The organism is Streptomyces sp. NPDC002817 (assembly GCF_053592055.1).
The window spans coordinates 112283-137747 of record NZ_JBSFUY010000019.1; the positions used below are offsets into that span (position 1 = coordinate 112283).

Annotated in this window: 19 protein-coding genes and 1 pseudogene; 8 read left to right on the top strand and 12 right to left on the bottom strand. The window is 71.5% G+C overall.

Annotated features, from left to right (window positions below; all coding sequences use genetic code 11):
* The first annotated feature begins 148 nt into the window (after nucleotides 1-148).
* Nucleotides 149-1321: a serine hydrolase domain-containing protein gene (locus tag ACWD3I_RS30405; RefSeq protein WP_365405981.1), complete on the top strand. Its 1173-nt coding sequence runs from the start codon at nucleotides 149-151 to the stop codon at nucleotides 1319-1321.
* Here ACWD3I_RS30405 and ACWD3I_RS30410 read toward each other — a convergent pair.
* A complete protein-coding gene (locus ACWD3I_RS30410; protein ID WP_365405978.1) occupies nucleotides 1318-2958 on the bottom strand; it encodes an ABC-F family ATP-binding cassette domain-containing protein in 1641 nt (546 codons plus the stop codon). The genes ACWD3I_RS30405 and ACWD3I_RS30410 overlap by 4 nt on opposite strands.
* Before the next feature lie 208 nt (nucleotides 2959-3166).
* Between ACWD3I_RS30410 and ACWD3I_RS30415 the strand changes: the two genes are divergently transcribed.
* The gene (locus ACWD3I_RS30415) at nucleotides 3167-4084 is read left to right on the top strand and encodes a peptidoglycan-binding protein (protein WP_365405975.1); all 918 of its coding nucleotides are present in this window, start codon (nucleotides 3167-3169) and stop codon (nucleotides 4082-4084) included.
* A 31-nt stretch (nucleotides 4085-4115) separates the two neighbouring features.
* Here ACWD3I_RS30415 and ACWD3I_RS30420 read toward each other — a convergent pair whose 3' ends face one another.
* Nucleotides 4116-5138 carry an oxidoreductase gene (locus tag ACWD3I_RS30420; protein WP_365405972.1) on the bottom strand — a complete coding sequence of 341 codons (1023 nt, stop codon included), beginning with the start codon at nucleotides 5136-5138 and terminating at the stop codon, nucleotides 4116-4118.
* 66 nt (nucleotides 5139-5204) lie between these two features.
* On the opposite strand from ACWD3I_RS30420, the gene ACWD3I_RS30425 reads away from it, so the two are divergent.
* A complete protein-coding gene (locus ACWD3I_RS30425; RefSeq protein ID WP_365405969.1) occupies nucleotides 5205-6155 on the top strand; it encodes an FAD-dependent oxidoreductase in 951 nt (316 codons plus the stop codon).
* Nucleotides 6156-6257: 102 nt separating this feature from the next.
* On the opposite strand, the gene ACWD3I_RS30430 is transcribed toward ACWD3I_RS30425, so the two are convergent.
* The 3 genes from ACWD3I_RS30430 to ACWD3I_RS30440 all read right to left on the bottom strand — a co-directional run bounded on the left by ACWD3I_RS30430 (nucleotide 6258) and on the right by ACWD3I_RS30440 (nucleotide 11223).
* Nucleotides 6258-7961: a BCCT family transporter gene (locus tag ACWD3I_RS30430; protein ID WP_365405966.1), complete on the bottom strand. Its 1704-nt coding sequence runs from the start codon at nucleotides 7959-7961 to the stop codon at nucleotides 6258-6260.
* Between the two features lie 65 nt (nucleotides 7962-8026).
* Nucleotides 8027-9271, bottom strand: coding sequence for a M14 family metallopeptidase (locus ACWD3I_RS30435; protein WP_365405963.1), 1245 nt, complete (start codon nucleotides 9269-9271; stop codon nucleotides 8027-8029).
* Nucleotides 9268-11223, bottom strand: coding sequence for a Xaa-Pro dipeptidyl-peptidase (locus ACWD3I_RS30440; protein WP_365405959.1), 1956 nt, complete (start codon nucleotides 11221-11223; stop codon nucleotides 9268-9270). Before ACWD3I_RS30440 ends, ACWD3I_RS30435 begins: the two co-directional genes overlap by 4 nt.
* Before the next feature lie 204 nt (nucleotides 11224-11427).
* On the opposite strand from ACWD3I_RS30440, the gene ACWD3I_RS30445 reads away from it, so the two are divergent.
* The gene (locus ACWD3I_RS30445) at nucleotides 11428-12930 is read left to right on the top strand and encodes a M1 family metallopeptidase (RefSeq protein ID WP_365405956.1); all 1503 of its coding nucleotides are present in this window, start codon (nucleotides 11428-11430) and stop codon (nucleotides 12928-12930) included.
* Between the two features lie 156 nt (nucleotides 12931-13086).
* Here the strand turns inward: ACWD3I_RS30445 and ACWD3I_RS30450 are convergent, their stop codons facing one another.
* From ACWD3I_RS30450 to ACWD3I_RS30460, 3 genes and pseudogenes are all read right to left on the bottom strand, one after another.
* The gene (locus ACWD3I_RS30450) at nucleotides 13087-14022 is read right to left on the bottom strand and encodes a PfkB family carbohydrate kinase (protein ID WP_365405953.1); all 936 of its coding nucleotides are present in this window, start codon (nucleotides 14020-14022) and stop codon (nucleotides 13087-13089) included.
* Nucleotides 14019-14507, bottom strand: coding sequence for a macro domain-containing protein (locus ACWD3I_RS30455; protein ID WP_365405950.1), 489 nt, complete (start codon nucleotides 14505-14507; stop codon nucleotides 14019-14021). Before ACWD3I_RS30455 ends, ACWD3I_RS30450 begins: the two co-directional genes overlap by 4 nt.
* A gap of 79 nt (nucleotides 14508-14586) precedes the next feature.
* Nucleotides 14587-14946: pseudogene (locus tag ACWD3I_RS30460) on the bottom strand (amino acid permease); the annotation flags it as partial.
* A gap of 220 nt (nucleotides 14947-15166) precedes the next feature.
* Between ACWD3I_RS30460 and ACWD3I_RS30465 the strand changes: the two are divergent.
* Nucleotides 15167-15892 carry a MerR family transcriptional regulator gene (locus tag ACWD3I_RS30465; protein WP_365405947.1) on the top strand — a complete coding sequence of 242 codons (726 nt, stop codon included), beginning with the start codon at nucleotides 15167-15169 and terminating at the stop codon, nucleotides 15890-15892.
* Here the strand turns inward: ACWD3I_RS30465 and ACWD3I_RS30470 are convergent.
* Entirely contained in the window at nucleotides 15878-16603 is a 726-nt protein-coding gene (locus ACWD3I_RS30470) for an SDR family NAD(P)-dependent oxidoreductase (protein ID WP_365405944.1), read from the bottom strand. The two genes, ACWD3I_RS30465 and ACWD3I_RS30470, sit on opposite strands and share 15 nt — an antisense overlap.
* Nucleotides 16604-16754: 151 nt before the next feature.
* On the opposite strand from ACWD3I_RS30470, the gene ACWD3I_RS30475 reads away from it, so the two are divergent.
* From ACWD3I_RS30475 to ACWD3I_RS30485, 3 genes are read left to right on the top strand one after another with little or no spacing between them, the layout of a single operon-like run.
* Nucleotides 16755-17783, top strand: coding sequence for an ABC transporter permease (locus ACWD3I_RS30475; RefSeq protein ID WP_365405942.1), 1029 nt, complete (start codon nucleotides 16755-16757; stop codon nucleotides 17781-17783).
* A gap of 35 nt (nucleotides 17784-17818) precedes the next feature.
* A complete protein-coding gene (locus tag ACWD3I_RS30480; protein WP_365405939.1) occupies nucleotides 17819-18886 on the top strand; it encodes a sugar ABC transporter substrate-binding protein in 1068 nt (355 codons plus the stop codon).
* Nucleotide 18887: 1 nt separating this feature from the next.
* Complete coding sequence (locus ACWD3I_RS30485; RefSeq protein ID WP_365405936.1) at nucleotides 18888-20357, top strand: sugar ABC transporter ATP-binding protein; 1470 nt, start codon at nucleotides 18888-18890, stop codon at nucleotides 20355-20357.
* A gap of 77 nt (nucleotides 20358-20434) precedes the next feature.
* On the opposite strand, the gene ACWD3I_RS30490 is transcribed toward ACWD3I_RS30485, so the two are convergent.
* The 3 genes from ACWD3I_RS30490 to ACWD3I_RS30500 form a co-directional block, all read right to left on the bottom strand.
* Nucleotides 20435-21178 (bottom strand): IclR family transcriptional regulator, encoded by a 744-nt coding sequence (locus ACWD3I_RS30490; protein WP_365405933.1) that lies wholly within the window; start codon nucleotides 21176-21178, stop codon nucleotides 20435-20437.
* A gap of 103 nt (nucleotides 21179-21281) precedes the next feature.
* The gene (locus ACWD3I_RS30495) at nucleotides 21282-22910 is read right to left on the bottom strand and encodes a thiamine pyrophosphate-binding protein (RefSeq protein WP_365405930.1); all 1629 of its coding nucleotides are present in this window, start codon (nucleotides 22908-22910) and stop codon (nucleotides 21282-21284) included.
* Between the two features lie 350 nt (nucleotides 22911-23260).
* Entirely contained in the window at nucleotides 23261-25438 is a 2178-nt protein-coding gene (locus ACWD3I_RS30500; RefSeq protein WP_365412040.1) for a 3-hydroxyacyl-CoA dehydrogenase NAD-binding domain-containing protein, read from the bottom strand.
* Between the last annotated feature and the right edge of the window lie 27 nt (nucleotides 25439-25465).

The window sequence follows — 25465 nt, forward strand, 5'->3', positions numbered from 1 at the left end:
GCATATCGATGCGGCCCCGCGCCCCTGGGGAGGGCGCTTCGCGCCCTTCCCGTTGCGCCAGGTGCAGTAGCTTGACCGGCTGCCCGGATCCGGGCGGGGCGAAGCTGGGCGGGTCAGTCCGCCCCGTCCCGCCTGCCCCGGAGAGTCCATGTCCGTCCCCTCCAGATTCCGTCGCCGCACGGCCGTCGCCCTGATCGCGGCCTCTCTGGCCGCACTGTCACCGACCGCCGCCGTCGCCGGCACGCCTCCCGGACCGCGCCCCGACAACGGGCTCCAGCGGCAGCTCGAGGACCTGGTCGACGCGCCCGGCGGTCCGCCCGGCGTCATCGCCGTACTCCGGGACGGCAGGAACAGCCGGGTCCTCAAGGCCGGGGTCGCCGATGTCGACACCGGTCGTCGGCCCGCGCCCCACGACCACATGCGTATCGCCAGTACGGCCAAGGCCTTCAGCGGCGCGGTCGCGCTCTCCCTCGTCGACTGGAACACCCTGGACCTCGACGACACCCTCGGTGAGCGGCTGCCCCACCTGCCCAAGGCCTGGCACGCCGTGACACTGCGCCAGCTGCTGCACCACACCAGCGGCCTGCCCGACTACTCTCGGAGCGCCGGGTTCCTGAAGATCGTCCTCGCCGACCCCCGGCACCGCTTCGACTCCCGCAAGCTGCTGGACTTCGCCGCCGGTGAACCCCTGCGGTTCGAGCCGGGCTCCCGGTACCAGTACTCCAACTCGGACAACATCGCCGTGGCCCTGATGGCGGAGGCGGCCACCCGCATCCCGTACGAACAACTGCTGCACAAGCTGGTGTACCGGCCGCTGGGCCTGCGCGACACCAGCCTGCCGCAGGGGTACCGGATGCCGAAGCCGTATCTGCACGGCTACGACGTGATCCCGCCCGACCCGCCCGTGGACGTGAGTGAGGTCCTGGGCATGTCCGGCGTGTGGGCCTCGGGCGGAATCGTCTCCACGCCCTCCGACATGACGCGCTTCATCCGCGGTTACGCCGAAGGGCGGTTGTACGGCCCGCAGGTCGTGGAGCAGCAGCGCGCCTGGATCCCCGGCAACTCCGAGCCCAAGGGGCCCGGGCGCAACGACGCGGGGCTCGGGATCTTCCGCTACACCACCCGCTGCGGCGTGATGCTGGGGCACACCGGCAACACCCTCGGCTACACCCAGCTGATCGCGGCCACGCCGGACGGGCAGCGGTCACTGACGTTCTCGGTCACCACCCAGATCAACCAGGCCCAGAAGCCCGACCTGCTGCGCCGGATGCGCGCCGTCCAGGAGAACCTCGTCTGCGCGCTGCTGCGCCACCGGTCCTAGCGTTCGGTCACCTTGCCGTCCGCGACCTCCAGACGGCGGGTGACATGGACCGCGTCCAGCATGCGGCGGTCGTGAGTCACCAGGAGCAGTGTGCCCTCGTAGGCGTCGAGCGCCGACTCCAGCTGCTCGATGGCCGGGAGGTCGAGGTGGTTGGTCGGTTCGTCGAGGACCAGGAGGTTGACGCCCCGGCCCTGGAGCAGGGCCAGGGCGGACCTCGTGCGTTCGCCCGGGGAGAGCGTGGCCGCCGGGCGCAGGACGTGGTTCGCCTTGAGGCCGAACTTGGCCAGCAGGGTGCGGACCTCGGCCGGTTCCGTGTCGGGGACCGCGGCGCAGAAGGCGTCCAGCAGTGACTCGGTGCCGTGGAACAGCTTGCGGGCCTGGTCGACCTCGCCGACCAGGACGCCGGAGCCCAGCGAGGCGGTGCCCGCGTCGACCGGGACGCGGCCCAGCAGTGCCCCGAGGAGGGTCGACTTGCCGGCGCCGTTCGCACCGGTGACGGCCACCCGGTCCGCCCAGTCGATCTGCAGGGTCACCGGCCCGAGCACGAAGTCGCCGCGGCGGACCTCCGCCTCCCGCAGGGTCGCCACCACCGACCCCGAGCGCGGCGCCGAGGCGATCTCCATGCGCAGTTCCCACTCCTTGCGCGGCTCCTCGACGACCTCCAGGCGTTCGATCATGCGCTGGGTCTGCCGGGCCTTCGCGGCCTGCTTCTCGCTGGCCTCGCTGCGGAACTTGCGGCCGATCTTGTCGTTGTCGTTGCCCGCCTTGCGGCGCGCGTTCTTGACGCCCTTGTCCATCCACGAGCGCTGGGTCTGCGCCCGGTCCTGGAGGGCCGCCTTCTTGTCGGCGTACTCCTCGAAGTCGTCGCGGGCGTGCCGGCGGGACACGTCGCGCTCCTCCAGATAGGCCTCGTAGCCGCCGCCGTAGATGTTGATCTGTCCCTGCGCGAGGTCGAGTTCGAGGACCTTGGTGACCGTGCGGGTGAGGAACTCGCGGTCGTGGCTGACGACGACCGTGCCGGCGCGCAGGCCGCTCACGAAGCGTTCCAGGCGCTCCAGGCCGTCCAGGTCGAGGTCGTTGGTCGGCTCGTCGAGGAGGAAGACGTCGTAGCGGGAGAGCAGCAGCGACGCGAGCCCCGCACGTGCCGCCTGGCCGCCGGACAGGGACGTCATCGGCTGGTCCAGGTCCACCGCCAGGCCCAGTGAGTCGGCGACCTCGGCGGCGCGCTCGTCGAGGTCCGCGCCGCCGAGGTCGAGCCAGCGCTCCAGGCTCGTGGCGTACGCGTCGTCCGCGCCCGGCGCCCCGTCGACCAGGGCCTGGGTCGCCTCGTCCATGACCCGCTGGGCCTCGGCGACGCCGGTGCGGCGGGCCAGGAACTCCCGGACCGTCTCACCGGGGCGGCGCTCCGGTTCCTGGGGAAGGTGGCCGACGGTCGCCGTCGGCGGGGAGAGCCGGAGCTCGCCCTCCTCCGGCGCGGTCAGCCCGGCGAGCAGCCTGAGCAGGGTGGACTTGCCCGCGCCGTTGGCTCCGACCAGCCCGATGACGTCACCGGGCGCGACGACGAGGTCGAGCCCGGCGAACAGGGAGCGGTCGCCGTGGCCGGCGGCGAGATTCTTGGCGACGAGTGTGGCAGTCATGAGGGGATCGATCCTAGCGAGGTGCCCGAGGAGGCTTCCCGCGGATTCCGTGCCAGGGGCCGGGCCTCCGGCACGGCGGGACGACGACGCGACGGCAGCGAAGCGACGGCGACACGCACCGACCTCCCCCGGTTGGCCGTACTTTTACGGTCAACTTCCTTGCACCGCATGGTCATCCGACCCACGTCACCCCTTCAGGAGTTCTGCGATGAGTACGAAGACGGGTCCCCAGCGCTATCCGGGCGCAAGCCGGGCGAACTGGTACCAGGACGACTTCGGCGGTGATCCGATGGAGGTCGACGTCGTCGTCCTGCACACCACCGAGGGCCGCACCCTGCCCGGCTACGGCGGCGGGGGCTCCGCACCGAACCTGACGGCGGTGCCGGACTTCGACGCCAAGAAGCTGAAGTGGTTCCAGCACTTCGACATCGAGACCTCGTCCAGGGCGCTGGTCAATCTGCGGGGCGGCGCGGAGACCAACACCGCGAACGTGTGCCAGGTCGAGCTGGTCGGCACCTGCGATCCCAAGACCCACAAGAAGTGGAAGGCCGCGGGCCAGGCGCACATCTACTGGCCCGAGGCCCCGGACTGGGCTTTGCAGGCCGTCGCCGGCTTCCTGGCCTGGATGCACGAGCAGCACGGTGTGCCGCTGTCGGGGCCGAAGGAGTGGCCCGCGTACCCGAGCTCGTTCGGCAAGGGCAACGGGGCCCGGATGACGGTCGCGGGGTGGAACAAGTTCAAGGGGATCTGCGGGCACCTCCACGTGGTCGAGAACGACCACGGCGACCCGGGCGCGATCGACTTCGCCGCACTCCTCAAGTACGCCAAGGCCGAGCTGGACGTGGACGACGACACCCCCGCGCCCACCACGCCCGCCAAGCCGAAGATCCCCGCGTTCCCGGGACGCAAGCACTTCGTGACCGGCGCCTCGAACAAGTACGTCCTCCAGCTCGGCAAGCAGCTGGTGAAGCGCGGTTTCGGCGACCACTACAGGGTCGGCCCCAGCAAGACGTGGGGCGAGGCGGACCAGCTCAACGTGCGGGCCTTCCAGAAGTCGCGCAAGGAGCTGCGCGGCGACGCCGACGGCACCCCCGGTCCGCTGACCTGGCGCCTGCTGTTCTCCTGAGTGCCCGGGGCCCCCGCCGAGGCGGGGGCCCTCAATGCGCCATCGCCTCGACCAGCACGCCCCCCGACGTCCGCGCCACCACGAACGACTCCCCCTTCACCGCCCTCGCGTCCAGCGCGATGCGATGCCGGCCCGCCTCCAGAACCCCGTCGAAGACCTCCTGGGCGTGGGTGCGGAAGAGCCGGTCGAGGCGGTACGCCGTGAGCCGCACCCGGCACGGCGAGGTGACCTCGACGCCCGCCTCGCCGTCGGCGGCGACCAGCCGGGTCAGGCGGCGCTGTTCCTGCGGGCTGCGGTCGAGGGCGTGCTCGATCTGGGCGACGAGGAGGGGGACTATCGGGGCGAGACCGTCGACATAGGCCACCTCGACGCCGGCGCGTTCGAAGGACCGGCGTACGGCGGCACGTTCCTGCTGAGCCACCGCACGGCCGAAGGCGACGGCACCGTAGGCGCGCAGTTCGTCGGCGGGCACGCCCTCGGCGTCCTGGGTGATGTCGGCGCCGATGCCGATGGTGCGCAGGGCGGCGGCGAGCTTGGCGAGGAGGGCGACGCGGGCGCCGATCAGCAGGACGCGGCGGCGCGGGCTCGCGGAGGCGGGGCCGAGCAGGGAGTCCAGGGCCTGTCGGTACTCGGGGCCGCGGAAGCGGAAGGGGCCGATGCCGTGGTAGCCGTTGCGCTCCAGGTCGGCGTTGTCGTCGGTCTGCCAGGCGAAGTCCCGCCAGATGAAGTCGCCGTGCTCCTTCTCGATCACGGCGGTGACGGCACCGCACCCGAGGTCCTCGCACTCGGGACAGCCGTATATGACGTAGCGCCCGCCCGGAAGCGGGGCGTCCGTCTCCAGCAGCAGGCTGCGGACCTGGGCGGTGAAGATCGAGGGTGGTACGTCGGAGGCCAGTGGGGAGACGGCGTCGAGGTCGGAGAGTTGGAAGAGCAGCGGTCGTCCGTCGACGATGAAGTCCATGAAGTCCCGGTGAACTTGGTACTCACCGTTGACAAGGACTCCACCGGCACGCATCGCCGGTGCCAGGCCGAAGGTCGCGTACTCGGCAGACATGCTGTGAGTATTCCCGCAGCAAGCGCGCTCTGCGCACGGCATACGACATTCCGCTAACGTCCCGGTGTGGACAGTGAGCCGAGCGGCGATGTCGTGGTGGTCGGCGGTGGGGTGATCGGGCTGACGACGGCCGTGGTCCTGGCCGAGCGCGGCAGGCGGGTGCGGGTGTGGACCCGGGATCCTGTCGAGCGCACCACCTCGTGGGTTGCGGGGGCGCTGTGGTGGCCGTACCGGATCGAGCCGGTCACGCCGGCCCGTGCGTGGGCGCTGCGCTCGCTGGAGGTGTACGAGGCGCTCGCGGCGGACCCGGACCGCACCGGCGTACGCATGGTCGAAGGAGTACTCGGCGAGGCGGACCTGGACGAGGCCACGGCCTGGGCGGGCGAGCGGCTGCCGGGTCTGCGGGCCGCCACGGCCGAGGAGTACGCCGGGTCGGGGCTGTGGGCACGGCTGCCGCTCGTCGACATGACGGTCCATCTGCCCTGGTTGCGGCAGCGGTTGCTCGACGCGGGCGGGACGATCGAGACGCGTACGGTGTCCGACCTCGTGTCGGTCGAGGCGCCCGTGGTGGTCAACTGCACGGGGCCGGGCGCGCGGGAGCTGGTGCCGGACGCCTCCGTGCGGCCGGTGCGAGGGCAGTTGGTCGTCGTGGCGAATCCCGGCATCCGGACGTGGGTCGTGTCGACCGACGCGGACGGGGAGATGGCGTACTGCTTCCCGCATCGCGACCGGCTCCTGCTGGGCGGTACGGCGGACGACGGGGTCTGGTCGACGGAGCCGGATCCGGCGGTGGCCGAGGCGATCGTACGGCGGTGTGCGGCGCTGCGGCCGGAGATCGCCGGGGCGCGGGTGCTGGGGCACCGGGTGGGGCTGCGGCCGGTGCGGGACGCGGTGCGCCTCGAGCGGGTACCGCTGCCGGACGGAAGGGCTCTGGTGCACAACTACGGGCACGGTGGAGCCGGCGTGACGGTGGCGTGGGGCTGCGCGGAGGCGGCGGCGGGGCCGGCCGCCTCCTGATCCGCCCCAGCGGTCTTGGTGAGTTCCGGTGCGGTACCGCACCCCGAAAGGGGCGCGGTACCGCACCCCGAAAGGGGCGCGGTACCGCTCTCCCGGCGGGCCCTAACCGTGGTCGTGGCCCAGGGGGTCGCCCTCCGTCTCCGTGCCGGCGCCCGGGCCGACCCTGATCTCGAAGTCGCCGTCGTACCTCTTGTGACCCTCGATCACGGCGAGTTCCACGGCCTCGGAGCCCATCTCGCCGCGCACGATGACCGGGTCGCGGCGCAGGTCGCGCATGAGGGCGACGCACATGCCGATCATCACGAGGACGAAGGGCGCGGCGGCCAGGATCGTGAGGTTCTGGAGGCCGGTGAGCGCGTCACCCTGACCGCTGCCGACGAGCAGCATGATGGCGGCGACGGCCCCGGTCACGATGCCCCAGAACACGACGACGAAGCGGCCGGGTTCGAGGGCGCCGCGCTGGGAGAGCGTGCCCATCACGATGGAGGCGGCGTCGGCGCCCGAGACGAAGAAGATGCCGACCAGGATCATCACGAGCAGGCTGGTGGCGGTCGCGATGGGGAACTCCTGGAGGACTCCGAAGAGTTGCCCCTCGGGGGTGTCGGCACCGCGGAGCGCGCCGCCCTCCTTCAGCTTCATCGCCGTACCGCCGAAGACCGCGAACCAGACCAGGCTGACGGCGCTGGGCACGAGGATGACGCCGCCGACGAACTGCCGGATGGTGCGGCCGCGGCTGATGCGGGCGATGAACATGCCGACGAACGGCGTCCAGGAGATCCACCAGGCCCAGTAGAAGACGGTCCAGCTGCCGAGCCAGGCCGCGACGCCCTCGCCGCCGCTGGCCTCGGTGCGGCCGGCGAGCTGGGGCAGGTCGCCGAGGTAGGCGAAGATCGAGGTGGGCAGCAGATCGAGGACGATGATCGTGGGGCCCGCGATGAACACGAACACGGCGAGGATCAGTGCGAGCACCATGTTGGTGTTCGACAGCCACTGGATGCCCTTCTCCACGCCGGAGACCGCCGAGGCCACGAAGGCCAAGGTCAGCACGGCGATGATGGCGACGAGCAGCCCCTCGCTCACGTCGTCCATCCAGTCCAGCTCCTGGAATCCGGAGCCGATCTGGAGCGCGCCCAGACCCAGGGAGGCCGCCGAGCCGAAGATGGTGGCGATGATCGCGAGGATGTCGATCACCCGGCCCGCGGTGCCGTTGGCGTGCTGCTCGCCGATGAGCGGGGTGAAGACCGCGCTGATGGTCTGGCGGCGGCGTTTGCGGAAGGTGCTGTAGGCGATGCCGAGGCCGACCACCGCGTAGATCGCCCAGGGGTGCAGCGTCCAGTGGAAGAGGGTGGTGGCCATCGCCGTCTCCATGCGTTCCGCGGAGTCGGCGGGGGTGGTGCCCGGCGGTGGGGTCGTGTAGTGCGAGAGCGGTTCGCTCACGCCGTAGAACATCAGGCCGATGCCCATGCCGGCGCTGAACATCATCGCGACCCAGGACACCGTCTTGAACTCGGGTTCCTCGCCCTCCGCGCCGAGGTGGATACGGCCGTAGCGGCTGACCGCGAGCCACAGGGCGAAGACGACGAAGCAGGAGGCCGCCAGCATGAAGGCCCAACCACCGTTGTGGATCAGGCCGTTGAGCATCTTCGTGGAGACGCTCTCCAGCGAGTCCGTCGCCGTCGAGCCCCAGATCACGAAGGCCACGGTGATGACGGCGGTGACGCCGAACACCACGCGGTCGGTGGTGTGGGGGCCGGGAACGTCCGAGGGACCTTCCCGGCCACCCCTTTCCTTCACATCTTCCGTCATTTGCGGCACCTTCTCCCGAAAACCATGGTTACGGAGTACCACAGGTGCCGCTGATCGGTGCCGCTTCAGCAGTCGGTGTCGGGCTCCCCGACCGTGAGGTGGTACGGGGCGCGTTCGTCGAGGAGCAGCGGGACGAGGGCCCGCAGGGGTTGGCGGAGGGGGACGTAGGTGCCCTTGGTCCGCACTCCGTGCAGGGCGAGTTCGTCCCTGACCTCCGAGTACTGGGCGTCGGTGAGCCGGTAGCCGCAGGGCGGGTCCTGGATCACCTCGACGGGTTCGGGCGGGTCGTTGTCGGCGCCGCCGACGTAGACGGGTCCGGTGTCGGCCCAGCCCTCGTGGCGGGCCGTGCCGGTCGCTGCCTCGATCCGGCCGCGACGCTCGTCGGCGAAGCCGAACAGGCCTTTCAGCGCGGCCAGTTGGGAGCTGACCCGGCGCCGGTTGTTCGTCGCCTCGTCGACGTCCGCGAGCGCGTCGACGCGGCTCTCGATGAGCAGGCCGACCGCGTGCTTGATGCCGGACATGTTCCGCAGGATGCGTTCCTGGCCGTCACCGGCGGTCTGTCTGATCGGATCGCCGGTGACGGGGTCGGTCCAGATGCCGTACGTGCCGGTCGTGTACCCGGCGTGCTGTGCGGCGGGGCGGACGTACGCCCGGGACAGGGTCTCGGCCTCGTCGTGGACCGCCTCGTCCGTGTTGAGGTTGCGGGGCCAGAGGTCGAAGAGGTCCTTGTCGTAGTACGGAGGTGTGGCGCCGTACTCGTGCAGGTCGTAGACGACATCGGGCTGCCGGTCGCGGATCACGGCGGCCAGGGCCCGCCCCTCGGCCGTCCGGAGCGCGAGGTGGTCGCGGTTGACGTCGATGCCGTCGCTGTTGCCGCGGGTGTCGGCGGCCCGGCCGTCGGGGTTGGCGGTGGGCACGACGAGCAGGGTGGTGCGGTCCAGGAAGCGTCGGGTGCCGGCGTCCTTCGTGTACGCCAGGTCGCGGACCTTGGAGAGACAGGCCTCGCGGCCTGACGGCTCGTCGCCGTGCTGGCTGCAGATGAGGAGCACCTTGTTCGGGGCGCCCTGCCTGCCCAGGCGGACCAGTTGGAGGGGGCGGCCCTGCTTCGTCGTACCGATGCGGGCGAGGGTGACCCGGTCGCTCCCCGCGTCGACGGCCGCGAGGAAGTCCTGCTCCTCGGTCTCGCCGGTCCAGCGGGCACCGTCGGACTGCTCGAAACCGGTGCGCGGCGGGGATTCGGTCGCGTGGGCCGGCACGGCGACCAGGGAGGCGGCCAGGGCCGCCGTGCTCAGTGTGAGGGCTCGGATCATCGGTCTGCCCCCGGGACGCGCTGGAGGGTGCGCGGCGCCGTCACGCCGTCGAGCGGCGCGGTCTCCGGTACGGCGGTCGCGGCGCCCTTCGTGGCGTGCGCGAACGCCGCGGCGCCACCGACGAACGGGACGCGCGCCGAGGTGCGGGACAGGTCGATCGTGAGCGTCGGGGTGGTCGACGGCGGGTCGATCAGGTCCTTGTCGGTGCCCGCGACGATCAGGGCCAGGCGGTGACCGGCGGGGACGACGTGGTCGGTGGCCGCCAGGTCGACGGTGATGGTGTACGCCTTGCCCGGGGTGAGCGGGACGCCCTTGCCGGGGTCGGCGTAGGTGCCGAGGTCGGCCCAGCCGCGGCTGACGACCGTGTGGTCGACGTCGGCGGTCTTGGCCCGCGTCTCCTTGAAGCAGGCGCTGTCACCGGCGGTGCTCGCGCCCCAGCAGGTGCGGTCGGTGAGCGTGGTGATGCCCTCGCCGGCGCTCGCGTAGTCGCGGATGGTGGCGGGGCCGAGATCCACGAGGACGGCGGTGAGATGGGCCGTCGAGGTGGTCGGGGTTGCGGTGACGGTGACCTTCGAGGAGCCGGACAGGCGCAGGTCCTTCGTGAGGACGCCAGTGGTGAAGCCCGCCTTCTCGGGGGTGGACGTGTCGATCCGCGCGGACCAGTCGGTCTCGCTCAGCGCCGGGTCGTCGGTGAAGGTCTCGGTGCCGCGGTCGCGGGTCAGGCCGAGGGTGCCGACGCCGGGCTGGGTTCCCTGAGCGGGGCGCAGGGTCGCGGTGCTCGTGCCGCGCGGGGGCCAGGTCTTGGAGGTGACCCACTGGTCGGGGTGGCGTTCGATGTCGGCCATCGGCTCGCGGTCGATGCCGTTGTCGTAGCCGAGGAGTTCATGGTCGAACCAGCGGTGCAGGGTGTCGACCCACTCGGCGCGACGGAAGTCGAAGGGGTCGACGTGGCCGGTCTGGGAGAGCCAGATCTTGCGCTCGACGCCGTTCCTGCCGAGGGCGTCCCACCACTGGCCGAGGTGCCGCATACGGACGTTGAGGTCCTGCTGGCCGTGGATGGCGAAGACGCTCGCCTTCACCTTGGAGGCGTCCTTCAGGTAGTCCCGCTCGGCCCACAGGCCGGTCCGGTCGCCGGTGCGCGGGGCGCCGTCGACGAGCTTCTGCTGGACGGCGTCGCACTTGGCCTGGGCGTCGGGGCTGTTGACGTAGGTGGCCAGCCAGTCGGGGCCGGAGTCGTAGAGCGGGGCGCCCTGCTGGAAGTAGTAGTCGTACCAGGAGGAGATGGCGCTGATCGGGACGATCGTCTTGAGGCCCTTGACGCCGGTGGCGGCGACGCCGTTGGCGACGGTGCCGTCCCAGCTCTTGCCGATCATGCCGGTCCTGCCGTTGGTCCAGGTGGCCTTGGTCTTGGCGCTCCCGGTGCGGCTCGTGTAGGCAGTGGCTCGGCCATTCAGCCAGTCGACCACTGCCTTGGCCGAGAGGACGTCCGAGCGGCCGCCGACGTCGTCGCAGCCGTCGGAGCGGCTGGTGCCGGCGAGGTCGACTCCGACGAAGGCGTAGCCGCGCGGCACGAAGTAGTTGTCGTAGAACAGCGGCATCTGGACGACGTCGCCGTTCGCGTCGTACGTCTTGCGCTGGCCCTCGTTGCCGCGCCCGCAGCAGGAGTAGTACGGGCTGGCGTCCATGACGACCGGTACCTTGCGGCCCTGCTGGGCGAGTTCGCGCGGGCGGACGATGTCGACGGCCACGCGGTCGCTCCTGCCGTCGCCGTCCCCGTCGAGTCCGGTGTCCACCCAGACGGCCTCACGGACCGCGTTCTCGTACGAGTAGACGGGGCGGCTCTCACGCGGGGCGGCCTGTGCGACGACGGGCGTGAGGAACGTGGCCAGCAGGGCGGCGGTGGCCGCCGTCGCGAGCGGTCTCCAGATCGTGAAGCGCGTGCGTATCGGCATGGCGCGGACGGTACAGCGGTCAACTCCCGCGCAAAAGAGGGCCGATCGGGGCGGGCGGGATGTGGCTGGAAAGGTGCGTGGGACGTGATCGCTCATGACGGCCGAATGGCGATCGTGTGACAGGGGCGGCTGTGGACACGCCTGCGTCCACAGGTGATGAATAGGCTCCGAACAGACTTCGTGCCCCTACGACTTGGAGCTTTCGTGCACCGCAGACTCATCGCGCCCGGCGCACTGGCCGCCGCGTCCGTCCTGCTGGCGATCCCGGCGTCGGCCGCGAGCCACTCCCCCGGCGCGCCGGGCATCGGCGACCCCTACTACCCGGCCTACGGCAACGGCGGATACGACGTCTCCCACTACGACCTGCGGTTGAAGTACCAGCCGGCGACGGACGAACTGGAGGGCACGGCGACCCTCCTGGCCCGTACCACCCAGGATCTGTCACGCTTCGACCTGGACTTCCTGCTGGACGTCGACGAGGTGCGGGTCAACGGCGCGAAGGCGTCGTTCACCACGTCCGGTGAGCACGAGCTGGAGATCACGCCGAAGACACCGCTGGCGAAGGGCACGGCCGTCACCGTCGTCGTGCGCTACAGCGGGGTACCGTCGTCGAAGCAGGCCTACGGCTTCACCAGCTGGCACCGCACCCCGGACGGCGGGGTCGGCGCCAACGAGCCCGAGGCCGCCTGGTGGTGGTTCCCCAGCAACGACCACCCGCTCGACAAGGCCACCTACGACGTGTCCGTGCTGGTGCCGGACGGCACCCAGGCCATCTCCAACGGCACGCTCCAGTCGACGAGTTCACGCCTCGGCTGGACCCGCTTCAACTGGCGGTCCAACAAGCCGCAGGCCACCTATCTGGCGACGCTGGCCGTCGGGAAGTTCGACATCACGACGGGCCGGACCGAGAGCGGGATCCCGGTCGTCAACGCCTACAGCAAGGACCTCGGCGACAACGCCGGTGCGGCGCGGGCGAGCATCGAGCGGACCGGGGAGGTCGCCGACTGGCTGAGCGAGTACTTCGGGCCGTACCCCTTCAACGCGCTCGGCGGGTACGTGCCGAACACGAACACCGGGTACGCGCTGGAGACACAGACCCGGCCCTTCTACAGCCCGCGCCAGTTCGCGAACGGCTCCAACACCTCCGTGGTCGTGCACGAGCTGGCCCACCAGTGGTACGGCGACCTCGTCTCCGTCGCCGGATGGAAGGACATCTGGATCAACGAGGGCTTCGCCCGGTACGCGCAGTGGCTGTGGTCCGAGCACGAGGACGAGGGCACGGCACAGGAGATCGCGGACTACGTGTACGCCTCGCACCCGGCCGACGACCCGTTCTGGACGGTGAAGCCCGGTGACCCCGGCCCGGAGAACCAGTTCGACATCGCCGTCTACGACCGCGGCGCGCTGGCCCTGCAGGCGCTGCGCAACGAGATCGGGGACGACGCCTTCTTCGCGGTCCTGAAGGGCTGGCCGCAGAAGTACGCGTACGGCAACGCGACGGTCGCCGACTTCCGGAAGTACGCCGAGGAGGTGTCGGGGCAGTCTCTGTCGGCGCTCTTCGACACATGGCTGTTCCAGCCGTCGAAGCCCACCGCCCCTGCGGCGGCCGGCGCGTCCATCGCCAGGACGGCCGAGGCCGGGGCGCCGCCGGTGCAGCCGAAGTCGTGGAAGAAGATCGCCGCGACGAACGACGTGCACGAGCACTAGGTTCCCGACTGCGGCGGGGCGGCCCGTCTCATCCTTCGACCCCGGTCGAGGTGTGGGCCGCCCCGACCAGGTCGGGCTCCGACGAGCCGCGCTGCCCGTGATGGACCGGGCCGGCCACGACAGGGCGGACAAGGGGCCGATCCGGCGCACCTTGCCTCACACGGCTCGGGTACCCGACTCCTCCGCGGGCGACAGTCCGGCCGCACGGGCGTGGAGGGCGTCCCGGTCGATCGCGTCCGTCTCCGTCGACGGCACCGTGCAGGCGTGGGCGCCGGCCACCGCGCCGTACAGGGCGCACCGGTGCGGGGGCTCGCCGGTCAGCCTGCCGTACAGGAACGCGGCCGCGAAGGCGTCGCCCGCTCCGTTGGAGTCCACCACCGGCGCGGGCGGTGTGACCGCGGGGATCCGGGTCAGCTCGTCGTCGGCCAGCAGATACGCGCCCTCGGCCCCGGCGGTGGCGACGACGACCTCGGCGCGGCCGCGTTCGACGATGCGGCGCATGGTGCGCTCGGGGTCGGTCAGGGCGGTGGCGGAGAGGAAGACCACGTCGGCCGTGTACGCGAACGGCTCGTGGTAGGGGTTCTCGCCGTCCCAGTCGTGCAGGTCGGTCGAGATGCTCACGCCGGAGTCGCGCAGGGCGGGCAGGGCGTGGGCGCAGGGCTGGGTGATCGACACGTGGGCGTGCCGGCTGGCCGTGGCGAGTTCCCGGACGGTCGGCTCCGGCAGGCGGTCGTCGGCGTGGCCGCGGCTGGTGTCGTACAGGGACAGCCGACGGCCGTCGGGGCTGACGAGGTTGACCGCGCGCTTGGTGCCGGCCGGCTGCGGGACGGCCGTGAGCGCGATGCCCTTGTCCCGGTGCAGGGCGCGGACGAGGTCGCCCTCGGGGTCGTCGCCGAGCATGTCGATGTGGTGGGTGCGCAGGCCGAGCGAGCTGAGAGCGACGGCGACGAAGTCCCCGGTCTGGCCCGCGCGGGTGCGGATCCCGGAGTCGATCATGTAGCTGTCGGCGTACGGCAACGGCAGCTCCGGCACGTACACGATGGTGTCGACGCCCGCGCCGCCCAGTACCAGAACGTCGGTGTCCCTGCTCAACTCCGGCCCTCCCCATGGTCGTAGACCGTGACCGCGATCCCCTTCCCGACCAGCCGCTCCCTGACGAGCGGCTCGACACGGGACCACTTGCCTCCGGCCAGTCCGCAGCCTATCCGCGGCATGTGTACGGAGGCGTCGAGTTCCGTGGCCTTCGCCGCGAGCTTCTCCAGTGCCGCGTCGATCGCCTCGTAGCGCACCGGCACGCCCTTGCTGCCGGTGCGTATACCCCGCTGCCCGACCATGTTCGCCACCCACACGTAGGGCTCGACCCGCACGAACTGAACCGAGCCCAGCCCGAAGTCGTTCCCGGCGCGCCCTCGGTGCCAGGCGCGGAACTCCTTCTCCGGCTCCGGCCAGCGGCGCGACAGCGCGAGCACGAAGCCCTTTCCCCATCCCCCGATGTCGTTGCAGACATGGGCGATCACCTTGACGCCCGTCACCGACGGCGTGGTGGCGTCACCCCGGATGTAAGTGATCTCCGACATGACGCCACCGTAGGCGCTGCCACTGACAGTGGGCTTCGGGTTGTTCGCCGAGGTCGGCCGGCTCCCGGTCCTCGGTCAAGTTCAGGAAGTACATCCAGCCGGCGGCGTACCCGCCCTTCTCGCCGAGGAACTCGCGCGCGTACGACACGAAGGAACCGGACGACGGGCGGTGGAGGACGAGCTCGCCGAGGGCGCGGACCACGAAGAAGGCGAAGATCCCGCAGACGAGGTAGCCGATCGCGAGCGCCGGGCCCGCGTGGTGGAGACGCCCTCCGGCGCCGAGGAAGAGGCCGGTGCCGATCGCGCCGCCGATGGCGATCATGTTGACGTGGCGGGCCTTGAGGTCCTTGCCGTAGCCGGCGTCGCCCGCGTCCGCGGGCGTCCCGTCCGCCAGGGTGGGGCGGGCGGCCTGTGCCGTGTCCACGGCGTCCCTGCTCACGGGTGGTACCGCTCTCTGGTGCGCCCGAGCGGATCGCGCACGGGTGTCCGGACGTACGTATGGCCTGTGCGCTCGGTGGAGGCACAGACCAAGGGGCCACCGCACCGGTCACGCGGTGGCGGACCTCACACAGCGGGACGTCTCACATGATCGACATGCGTGATCGTCAGGGGTGCCCGCGAGGTTTCACAGCACTGGTGGGACAGCGATACTGCTGCACATGACGACCGAACCCACCGAGATCGACGCGACCGACCTCACGATCGACGAGCTGGCCGCGCGGGCGGGCGTCACGGTCCGCACGGTCCGCTTCTACGGCACCAAGGGGCTGCTGCCGCCCCCGGTGATCGGTCCGCGGCGGGTGGGGCACTACGGGCAGGAGCACCTCTCCCGGCTCGCGCTGATCGAGGAGCTCCAGCACCAGGGGATGACGCTGGCGGCGATCGAGCGGTATCTGCGGCAGCTGCCGCCGGGCCTGAGCCCGCACGACCTCGCGATCCACCGTGCGGTCGTGGCCTCCTGGGCGCCGGACACCGCACAGAGCGCGACACGCCTGGAGCTGGAGCAGCGGGCGGGACGGTCGCTCACCGACACGGACGTGGAGCGGCTGGCCGCGATGAACGTCGTACGGCCGGACGGCGACGGCTACCACTTCGACTCGGGGCTGCTGCGGCTCGGAGTCCAACTGCTCGACGTACCGCTGTCCTTGGAGTCGATCCTCGCGGCGCGCGGCGTGCTCGTCGAGCATGCGCGGGCCGCGGCGCACGAGTTGGCGGAGCTGTTCCGGGGAGAGGTGTCGGAGCGGGACACGCGGGACGTGAGGTCGCTGTCCGCCCATATGCATCCGATCGTGGTGCAGGCGCTGCTGACCACCTTCCAGCGGTCGTTGAAGGAGGAACTCAGCGAATGGGTTCCGCCCTCGTCCGGCCCCTCACAAGTAGGCTGATCCTCCTGACACGTTGAGGGTCTGCCCGGTCAGGAAGCCGCTGCCCTCGTCGACCACGTACAGCAGCGTCGAGACCAGGTCGGCGGGCTCCTGGGTGCGGGCGACGGCCTGGCGGCCGCGCACGAACGCGAAGCCGCCGTCCGCGCCGACCGTCCGTTCGGCGGTGGCGGTGCGGACCATGGTGGGCGCGATGGCGTTGACGGTGATCCCGTACGGGGCGAGCGCGGCGGCGAGTGCGCGGGTGAAGCCGATCAGGCCCATCTTCGAGGCGACGTAAGGGACCATCGTGGGCGGCGCGGTGAACACGGCCGCGGAGGCGATGTTGACGACACGACCCCACCCGGCCGCCTTCAGATAGGGCAGTGCGGCCTGCGTCACCAGGAACGGGGCCTCCAGGTTGACGCGCAGGACGTGCCGCCACTCCTCGGCGGTCGTCTCCTCGAAGGGCTTCGACGGGTAGACGCCGGCGTTGTTGACGACGACGTGCAGGGTGCCGAACCGGTCGATGACACGCTCCAGTTCGGCCCGTACGACCTCCTCGTCGGTGACGTCTCCCACCAGTTCCACGTAGTCGAGGACCCGGCCCGCGGTCTGTGGCTGCGGGACGAGGTCGAACCCCGCGACCCGGTAACCGCGCCCTGCCAGCGCTACGGCGAACTCCTGCCCGAGGCCCTGTGCCGCTCCGGTCACCAGGGCGGTACGCGTCTCCATGGGGTGAGTGTGATGACCCGTCAGGCGCCCGGCAAGAGCCCATTCCACTCGCTGGAACGCCCGTGTTGCCGCCCGCGCCCGTGGGGCCGACGCTGCGGCCAGTCGCCCGTAGGGGCGGCCTTCAGCTGCCGCCGTACGGGAGCCGTGCCCGATGACCGAGACCGAGCGTGCCGTGGACGACGCCGAGCGCGCCCGCGAACAGGACCCCGCGCCCCGGCGGCGGTGGCCGCTGCCGCGCCGCCTGGTGCGGGACGAGCTGGGCGTCCTGCTGGTGCTGGGGCTGCTCGTGCTGGCGATCGGCATCCCGTACCCGGGCTTCTTCGACACGGACAACCTGCTGTCCACCGCCCACAACTCGGTCTACATCTCGCTGATGGCGTGCGGCATGGTCTTCGCGCTCGCCATGCGTGAGGTCGACCTGTCGGTGGGCGGCACCTACGCGATGGTGCTGGTCGTCGGGGCGCTCCTGGTGCGGGACGGCTGGGCGCCCTGGCTGGCGGTGCCGGTGATGCTGCTCACCGGGATCGCGCTCGGGATGTTCAACGCGCTGGTGACGACCCTGCTCGCGCTGCCGTCGTTCATCGTCACGCTGGGCACGCTGATGCTCTTCCGGGGTGTCGGGCTCGCGCTGGCCGACGGCAAGCAGATCACCGATCTGCCGCTGGACGACTCGTTCTTCACCTTCGCGGGCGGGGATCCGGGCGGGGTGCCGTTCGCCCTGTGGGTCCTGCTCGCGGTGGTCACCGTGCTGGCCGTGGTGCTCACCCGCACCCGGTTCGGGGCCCGGGTGCGGGCGATCGGCTCCAATCCGGACGCCGCCGAGTTCAGCGGCATCCCGGTCGTGCGCACCCGCGTCCAGGCCCTGGCGCTCACCGGCCTCACCACGGCGTGCGCCGCCGTGCTGGCCCTCGCGTTCTACGGCGCCGGTGACCCGACCCTCGGGCAGGGGTACGAGCTCCAGGCCATCGCCGCGTGCATCATCGGCGGGACGCCGCTGGCCGGGGGGCGCGGGTCGGTGGTCGGCGCGGTGGCGGGGGCGATGATCCTGGCGGTCGTGGCCGCGGGGCTCGTGTTCTTCGAAGTACCCATCAACTGGACGTCGTTCGCGACCGGCGGGGTGATCCTCGTCGCGGTGGCGGCGGACAGCGCGCTGCGCCGCACGGGACGGCGGCGCCGGTGAACATCCGGTCGGCACATGGCTCTTGGAGGCCCCTGATGCATCCACGATTCCGTACGGTGGCCGCCGCCCTCGGCGTCCTGGCACTGCTGGGCGCCTCCGGGTGCGGTGAGAGCGAGGGGTCCGGCGGCAAGGGCGGCAGGCTGGACATGGGCATCGCGGTGGCCAACATCTCCCTCAACTTCGCCCACGAGATGGTGCTCGGCGCCGAGAGCGCCGCGGAGCACGCCAAGGACGTCGACTTCCAGGCGGTCGGCCCGCCCAACACGGACGGTCCGGCCGAGGTCCAGCTGTTCCAGAACCTCCAGACGACCGCGAAGGACGGCATCGTCCTGGAGAACCTGGATCCGCCGATCTTCACCCGCCCCGCCGCCCGGGCCGTGGACAAGGGCATCCCGATCGTCGCCCTGGACACCTCCCCCACCGAGGGCAGCAAGGTGAACTTCTATGTGGGCAACGACAATTACGCGCTCGGCGAGCTGATGGCGAAGGAGGCGCTGAAGCGGCTGGGGGACGACCCGAAGGGCGAGATCGTCATCGGGGTGCCGAACCCGGGGACGCCGGTGCTGGACAACCGGGCGGCGGGCATCAAGGACACGTTCGGCAAGGAGGCACCGAACGTGAAGGTGCTCGGCCCCTTCCAGACGTACAGCGATCCCGGCCAGAACTACAGCTCCTGGTCGGCGCAGGTCAACGCGCATCCGGACGCGCTGGCGTTCCTCGGTGTCGGAGACGCCGACAGCTACAACCTCGCCAAGATCAAGAAGTCGGAGAAGGGGAAGTGGCTGACGGCAGGCTTCGACGTCGACCCCAAGACCCTCGACGCGGTCAAGGACGGCTCGAACTTCGTCGCCATCGACCCGCAGCACTTCCTCAAGGGCTATCTGTCCACGGCGATCCTGATCGACTCGGTGCGCGAGAACGACGGCAAGCTGCCCGACGGCTGGTTCCTCTCCCCCGGCGGGGTCGTCGACTCCTCCAACATCGACGAGATCATCACCCGGCAGAAGTCCTCGGAGGCGGCCTACGACTGGTACAGGCCGACCATCGACAAGCTCCTCGGCGACCAGGAGGGACAGCTGCGGCCCCTGAAGGACGCGCGCTGAGATGGCGCACGGCGACATCCTCGCGGCCCAGGGCCTGGTCAAGTCGTACGGCGGGGTAAGGGCGTTGGACGGGGCCGGGGTCCGGCTGCGGGGCGGCGAGGTTCATGCGCTGGTCGGCGAGAACGGTGCGGGCAAGTCGACGCTGGTGCGGATCGTGTCGGGGACGCTGACGGCGGAGGAGGGGGCGGTGCGGCTGGCGAAGGACACCCGGATCGCCACCGTCTCCCAGGAGTTGAGCCTGTTCCCCGACCTCACCGTCCGGGAGAACCTCTTCCCCCACGGTCCACCGCGCCGCCTCGGCCTGCTCGACCGGGGCGCCATGGACCGGGCGGCCCGGCCGGTCCTCGCCGAGCTGGGCCTGGACGTGGACCTCGGCACCGAGCTCGGTGAACTGCCCCTCGCCGACCAGCAGTTGACGGAGATCGCCCGGGCCCTGCTGCGCCGCCCCCGGCTGCTGATCCTCGACGAGCCGACGTCGGCCCTGCCGGCCGCCGCCGTCGACCGCCTGGAGGGGGTCCTGCGCACGCTGACCGGGCGGGGTATCGCCGTCCTGTACGTCACCCATTTCCTGGAGGAGGTGATGCGGTTCGCGCAGCGCGTGACGGTGCTGCGGGACGGACGGGTCGCACTCGCCGGGGTGCGCCGCGAGGAGGTCGACGTGCCCGAACTGGTGACGGCGATGCTGGGCGGCCGGCCCGAGCAGCAGGCACGCCGAACGCGGACCGTGGTCGATCTGCCGCCGCCCGTGGTGCTGTCCGGGGTGAGCGTGCCGGGCAGGCTCGCGGACGTGACGTTCACGGTCCGGGCGGGTGAGGTGGTCGGGGTCGCAGGGCTTCAAGGGGCGGGCCATCTCAGCGCGTTGGAGGTGGTGTGCGGCCGTACGGCGATCTCCGCGGGCCGGGTGGACGTCGGCGGCCGCGGTCTGCCGCACTCGCTGCGGGACGCGGTGCGGTCGGGGGTCGCCTTCGTGCCGAGCGACCGGAAGCGGTACGGGCTGATGGCCGACCGGGAGGTGTGGGAGAACACGACGTCGGTGAGCTGGCTGGGGCTCGGGCGGGGCGGCATCGCGCCGTCGCGGGCGGAACTGGTCCGCCGTACCGTCGAACTGACCGAACGGCTGCGGCTGCGCGGCGGTCCGCACGACGTGGTGGCGCGACTGTCCGGCGGCAACCAGCAGAAGGTCGTCTTCGCCAAGTGGCTGGCGACCGACCCGAAGATCGTGGTCCTCGATGATCCGACACGGGGCGTGGACGTCGGCGTAAGAGCCGAAATGCACCGGATCGTGGGCGAGTTGGCCGCGGGCGGCGCGGCGGTACTGATCGCGTCGACGGACCTGGCGGAACTGACGGAGGTGTGCGACAGGGTGCTGGTCTTCGTGCGAGGCCGGGTGACGGGGGAGGTGCACGGGGCGCACCTGACGGAGCACGCGTTGGCGGTGGCGATGCAGCAGGGGGCGTCGACGTCCCGGTAATCGGCAGATGTGACCCACGCCGGCCCTCTGTCACCTGCGCTCTTGTGGCGCGGAGGTGGGACGGATCCGCCGTTCGCTCATGCCGACAGGGCGCGGGTCAGGGCCCTTGCCGCAGCGCAGACCCTTGCGCCCACTCGGTCCACGTCCAGGCGGCGGGTGCCGCCTGTCACCGAGATCGCGGCGATCGGGCGGGGGTCGCGGTCGTGGGCGTAGACCGGGGCCGCCACCGCCGAGACGCCGATCTCGGCCTCCTCCAGGTTCACGCCGAAGCCCCGGGCGCGGGTCAGCGCCAGGTCCCGGGCCAGCTGGCCCGGGAGGACCAGGGTGCGGGGGGTCAGGCGGTGCAGGGCGCGGTGGGGCGGTCGGGGGTCCAGGGCGAGGAAGACCTTGCCGGTGGCGGTGCAGTGGGCGGGGAGGCGGCCGCCGGTGCGGGAGACGATCGGGGTGGCGCGGCGGCTCGTGATCTTCTCCAGGAACAGGGTGTCGGTACCGTCCGGGACGGCGAGGTGGACGTTCTCGTGGGTGGCCTCGTGCAGGTCGCCCAGGTACGGCAGCGCCGCGTCCCGCAGCTCGCACACCGACGGCGCGGACTGGCCGAGGACGAAGAGCCCCAGGCCGATGCGGTAGCGGCCGTCGGGGGTGCGCTCGACCAGGCCGAGCCGGACCAGTTCGCCGATCAGCCGGTGCGCGGTGGGTTTCGGCAGCCCGGTGCGCAGGGCGAGTTCGGCGAGGGTGAGGGCGGTCCCGGAGTCCCCGCAGGCACGCAGCAGGGTCACTCCGCGTGCGAGCACCGACTTGGGCAGAGGACCGTCGTCCGTCATGGACCGAATGGTGATGCCTGGGTGTGCGGGTGGCAAGGTGTGCGTCGCTGTGAGTGGCGGATCACCGCCTCGGTAGCAGGCGCGGTTCCCCCCGCGGTGCGGCTCATTGCTTCAGTGGTACGTCGACCAGCAGTGGACCCTTCAAGTTCCCTGCCCCGGCGACCAGTTCGCGCAGATGCTTCGCGCTCTCGGCGCGGACCGCGTCGACCCCGAAGAAGGCGGCCGCACGAGTGAAGTCCAAGGGGCCGAGTTCGGTGCCGGGACACGGGCCCTGGCCGCCCATCGCCTCGTAGGTGTCCTGGAGGGTGCGGTAGGCGCCGTTGTTCATGACCGCGAACAGGACGGGGGACGACTGGCGGGCGGCGCTCCACAGTCCCTGGAGTCCGAACAGGGCGCAGCCGTCGCCGAGTACGGCGATCGTGGGGCGTCCCGGCTCGGCGAGCGCGCGGCCGACGGCGGCGCCGATGCCCCAGCCCAGGCCGCCGCCGACGGTGTGGGTGTAGCTGCCGGGGCGGTCCAGGCGTACGAGACGGCGGAGCAACAGCCCTACGGTGATGGCCTCTTCGACGATCGCGGCGCCGGGCGGCAGACCCCGGGCGACGGCGTGGGCGGCGGCCCAGGGGGCGAGCGGGGCCGGGGAGTACGCGGCCCGGGCGGCGGACTCGGCGCGGTCTCGGTCCGCGGCGTGCTGTTCGCCGGTGCGCAGGACGCGGCCCTTGGCGGTGTGGGCGGGCACGCGTTCGCGCAGCAGGTCGGCGAGGCGGTGCAGGGAGGGGCCGAGGGCGCCGACCAGCCCGGTTTCGGCGGGGAAGTTGCGGCCGATCTCGTCGGGGTCGGAGTCGAGTTGGACGACGGTGACGCCGGGCGGCAGTGCGGGGCCCGGGGTGTAGTGGTGTGGCGTGAACGCGTGGGCGCCGGCGATCAGCAGGACGTCGTGCGGGGCGAGTGCGGCGCGGATGGCGTCGTGGCGGGGCGGCAGCATCCCGGCGTAGAGGGGATGGGTGGTCGGGAAGTTCAGGCAGTCGGCCATGGGCTGGTGGTGCACGGTCGCGCCGCAGGCCTCCGCCGCGCGGACCAGGGCGGCGACGGCGTCCTCACGGCCGACGCCGTCGCCGGCGACGATCGCGGGGCGGGCCGCGCCGCCGAGCAGGACGGCGGCGCGTTCGATGCCGGGGGCCGGTCCTGGCGGGGGCGGCGGGGTGCGGGCCGGGACCTCGACCTCGATGTCCTCGGCGAACACGTCCATGGGGATGGACAGGAACACCGGTCCCGCGGGCGGGCGTACGGCGAGCGCGAAAGCGCGGCGTAACGCCAGCGGCAGGTCGCGGGCGTGCTGGACGTCGTACGCCGCCTTCACCGCGGGCGTCGCGAGGCCGACGAGGTCGCCGGTGAGCATGGGGTCCTGCTGGAGATGGCGGCGGTCCTGCTGGCCGGCCGTCACGACGAGGGGGGTGCGGGAGCGGCGGGCGTTGAGGAGGCCGATGAGGCCGTTGGCGAGGCCCGCGGCCACGTGCAGGCTCACGAAGGCGGGGCGTCCGGTGGCGCGTGCGTAACCGTCGGCCATCGAGACGACGGCGCCCTCGTGCACGCCGAGGACGTACTCGGGGGCGTCCTCGGTCTCCTTGAGCGCGGCCAGGAAGGGGAGTTCAGTGGTGCCGGGGTTGCCGAAGACCCGGTCCACGCCCTCGCCGCGGAGGATGTCCAGGAAGGCGAGGGCGGGACGGGTTCCCATGGGGGCTCCTCGGTGGGGACGGGGACCGGTTCGCAGGTCAGCGTCGGCGTTCCGTCCCCCGGGGAGCAAGCGGGTCGTGTCGCTCAGCGGTACGGGGTGCCCGGGGCGGGTTCTCGCCCCCGCCGCCCTACCCGTCCCAGAGGGCTGCGCCCCCAGACCCCCGCTTCGGCCCCGAGGGCCTCGTCCTCGAACGCCGGACGGGCTGGGTGTCTCAGCCCGTCCGGCGTTCGAGGAGCGGGAATCCAGGGGGCGGAGCCCCTTGGGAGCGGGGTCGAAGGGGCGGCAGCCCCTGGGGATGGGAACGGGCGGGTAAGGGCGGCGGGGGCGAAGAAACCCCCGCCGACGCCCCGTCACTGGTCCCCGAAGCGCTCCCCCCGCTCCGCCTTCTCCACCAGCAGCGCCGGCGGCGTGAAGCGGTCCCCGTAGCGTTCGGCCAGCTCACGTGCGCGTGCCACGAAGCCCGGGAGGCCGCCCTCGTAGCCGTTGATGTACTGGAGGACGCCACCGGTCCAGCCCGGGAAGCCGATGCCGAAGACGGAGCCGATGTTGGCGTCGGCGACGGACGTCAGGACGCCCTCCTCCACGAGCTTCACCGTGTCGAGCGCCTCGGAGAAGAGCATGCGTTCCTGCATGTCCACGAACGGGATCTCGGCGCCCTCGCGAGTGAAGTGCTCGCGCAGACCCGGCCACAGACGCGCACGCTTGCCGTCCTCGCCGTACTCGTAGAAGCCCGCTCCCCCGCTGCGCCCCGTGCGGCCGAACTCGTCGACCATGCGGTCGATGACGGCCTCCGCGGGGTGCGTGGGCCAGACACCGCCCGCCTCCTCGACGGCCCGCTTGGACTCGTTGCGGATCTTGCGCGGAAGGGTCAGCGTGAGCTCGTCCATCAGGGACAGCACCTTCGCCGGGTAGCCGGCCTGCGCCGCCGCCTGCTCGATGGACGCCGGCTCGATGCCCTCGCCGACCATCGCGACGCCCTCGTTGATGAAGTGGCCGATGACCCGGGAGGTGAAGAAGCCGCGCGAGTCGTTCACGACGATCGGCGTCTTCTTGATCTGCCGCACCAGGTCGAAGGCCCGGGCCAGGGCCTCCTCCCCCGTCCGCTCGCCCTTGATGATCTCGACGAGCGGCATCTTGTCGACCGGCGAGAAGAAGTGCAGCCCGATGAAGTCGCTCTGGCGCTCCACGCCCTCGGCGAGCACCGTGATGGGGAGGGTGGAGGTGTTGGAGCACAGCAGCGCGTCGGGCTCGACGACGTGCTGGATCTCCTGGAACACCTTGTGCTTGAGCTCGGGGTTCTCGAAGACGGCCTCGATCACCGCGTCACAGCCGGCGACGCCGGCAGGGTCGGACGTCGGTGTGATGCGGGCCAGCAGCGCGTCCGCCTTCTCCTGTGTCGTACGGCCCCGGGAGACCGCCTTCGCGCAGAGCTTCTCGGAGTAGGCCTTGCCCTTGGCGGCCGCTTCCGCCGACACGTCCTTCAGAACGACGTCGATGCCCGCGCGGGCGCACGAGTAGGCGATGCCCGCACCCATCATCCCGGCGCCCAGGACGGCGACCTTGCGGACCGGCCGCGGCTCGATGCCCTTGGGGCGGTTGGCACCGGAGTTGACGGCCTGGAGGTCGAAGAAGAACGCCTGGATCATGTTCTTCGAGATCTGACCGGCCGCCAGCTCCACGAAGTACCGCGCCTCGATGACCTGGGCGGTCTCGAAGTCGACCTGGGAGCCCTCGACGGCCGCGGCGAGGATGTTGCGCGGGGCCGGGTAGGGGGCGCCGCCCGTCTGCTTGCGCAGGTTGGCCGGGAAGGCGGGGAGGTTGGCCGCGAACTTGGGGTGGGCGGGGGTGCCGCCGGGGATGCGGTAGCCGGGCTTGTCCCAGGGCTGCTGCGACTCGGGGTTGGCCTCGATGAAGGCGCGGGCCTTGGCGAGCAGTTCCTCCTGCGTGGCGGCCACTTCGTGGATCAGGCCGTTCTGGAGGGCGCGCTGCGGGGTGTACTGGGTGCCCTGGAGCAGCACCTTCAGCAGGGCGTCGGCGATGCCGAGGAGGCGGACCGTGCGGGCGACGCCGCCTCCGCCCGGGAGCAGGCCGAGGGTGACCTCGGGGCAGCCGATCTTCGAGCCCGGCGCGTCCAGCGCGATGCGGTGGTGGCAGGCGAGGGCGATCTCGTAACCGCCGCCGAGGGCCGCGCCGTTCATCGCGGCGACGACCGGTTTACCGAGGGTCTCGATGCGGCGCAGGTCGCGCTTGATCGCGAGGCCGCCGTCGAAGAGCTCCTGCGCGGTCTCCGGGGTGACCCGGATGAGGTCGCGCAGGTCGCCGCCGGCGAAGAAGGTCTTCTTGGCGGAGGTGAAGATGATGCCGCGGATGGAGTCCTTCTCGGCCTCCAGGCGGTCGGTGACGACTGCGAGGGAGTCGCGGAACGCCTGGTTCATGGTGTTCGCGGACTGCGAGGGGTCGTCGAGGACGAGGGTGACGACGCCGGACCGGTCCTGTTCCCAGCGGATGGTGGTGGACTCAGTGCTCATGTGGAGGTGCTCCGTGTGATCCGTCGG